The organism is Cobetia sp., assembly GCF_983723665.1.
This window is the reverse complement of sequence record NZ_CFDJES010000023.1, coordinates 20,466-22,353: the sequence shown is the minus strand read 5'-3', so window position 1 is coordinate 22,353 and position 1,888 is coordinate 20,466. Positions and strand designations below refer to the sequence as shown.

2 protein-coding genes are annotated in these 1,888 nt (G+C 63.0%); both read left to right on the top strand.

The features are described 5' to 3' along the window. The first annotated feature begins 20 nt into the window (after window positions 1-20). Window positions 21-1,364: a TRAP transporter large permease gene (locus tag AC4FAH_RS04145; RefSeq protein WP_197738683.1), complete on the top strand. Its 1,344-nt coding sequence runs from the start codon at window positions 21-23 to the stop codon at window positions 1,362-1,364. Window positions 1,365-1,409: 45 nt separating this feature from the next. After that, complete coding sequence (locus tag AC4FAH_RS04140) at window positions 1,410-1,886, top strand: universal stress protein (protein WP_043331347.1); 477 nt, start codon at window positions 1,410-1,412, stop codon at window positions 1,884-1,886. Window positions 1,887-1,888: the final 2 nt, after the last annotated feature.

The window sequence follows — 1,888 nt, the reverse complement described above, 5'->3', positions numbered from 1 at the left end:
AGACAGGAGGGCGGCAAGTCATGATCGATTCCACCATCATCTACATCCTGTTTGGCGTCTTCTTCCTGCTGCTGGTACTGGGTGCACCGATCACCGTCTCGCTGGGTGTCGCGGCGCTGGCGACCTATCTGAGCATCGATGAAAACCCGATGGCGTTCGTGCAGATCGCCTTTACCTCGGTGGGCTCCTTCCCGCTGATGGCCTTGCCGGCCTTCATTCTGGCCGGGGCGCTGATGGAGGCCGCCGGCATCTCGCGACGGCTGGTCGATATCGCCGAGGCCTTCGCCGGGCCGGTGACGGGCGGACTCGCCGCCGCCACGGTATTTGCCTGCATGTTCTTCGGTGCGATTTCCGGCTCGGGACCGGCCACCACGGCGGCGGTCGGCATGCTGATGATTCCGGCGATGGCCAAGCGCGGCTACGACCGTGGCTATGCCTCGGCGATCACGGCCTCTTCCGGTGGGCTGGGGGTGGTGATTCCGCCGTCGATCCCGATGGTGATCTTCGGGATTTCCGGCATGGGCCTGCAGCCGCCGCCCGAAGCGGTGGCCATGCACGGTGACTTCCAGACCCTGTCGATCCCGAAACTGTTCATCGCCGGCGTCATGCCCGGCGTGGTGATCGCCGGCTTCCTGCTGATGATCAACTACGTGATCTCGAAGAAACGCGGCTATCGCGGGCTGACCAACAGCTGGTCGTGGCCCCATATTCGCGCCACCTTGAAGAAGGGCGTCTGGTCGATGCTGGCGCCCTTCATCATCCTGGGCGGTATCTACAGCGGCCTCTTCACGCCGACCGAATCCGCCATCGTCGCCATCGTCTACACCCTGATCGTCGGCATCTTCCTGCACAAGGAACTCAAGTGGAAGCCGACGCTGCGCACCCTGGAGACCACCACCTGGATCACCGGTCGCGTGCTGCTGATCCTGTTCACGGCGACGGTCTTCGGGCGGCTGCTGGTCGAGCAACGCGTGCCGGCCCATATCGCCGAGGGCATGCTGGCGATGACCGACAACCTCTACCTGATCTGGGCGATGATCATCTTCTTCCTGCTGTTCGTCGGCATGTTCATGGAGACGCTGGCCGCGATCATGATTCTCACCCCGGTGCTGCTGCCGATCATGTACATGCTGGGGATGGACCCGGTGCACGTCGGCATCGTGGTGGTCTGCGCCTTGGCCATCGGCTTCCAGACGCCGCCATTGGGGGAGAACCTCTTCGTGGCCTCGGGGATAGGCGGCGCCTCCATAGAGGAGATTTCCCTGAAGGCATTGCCGTTCGCGGCGGGCTCGGTGGCGGCCATCTTCCTGATCGCCTATGTGCCTGAAATCTCGCTGTGGCTACCCAGGGTGATGGGTTACTGAAGCGCCATCTGAACGCTAGCCCTGCAATGAACGAGGAGAAGGACGATGCCGGCAGTCAAACGAATTCTGTGTTGTGTAGGCCTGCGCGGAGACTGTGAGCGGGTACTGGCGCGCTCGGTGTGGTTGGCGGGCGCGACCGGCGCCGAGCTGCATGTGCTGCATACCGTCAAGTCATTGTCGGATGACGTGATGAACACTCTCAAGGTCAACATCCGCCACAAGCCGACGCTGGAGGGCCTGATGCAGCAGCGGCTCGATCAGGCCAAGGAGAGCCTGGAAAAGATGCTGGAGGACTTCTGGAGCACCCATGACAACGGCGACCCGCGCCCGGTGATCGCCGGACTGAATGTGGTGGAGGGCTATCCGGCCTCGGAGATCATCCGCTACGCCACGCGCCATGACTGCGACATGATCATCATGGCCACCAACAAGCGCGGCTTCGTGGCCTCCTATGCGGGCAAGGTCACCAAGGGGGTGATCAAGCGCGCCAGCATTCCGGTGGTGGTGGTACCGACGCCCTGACC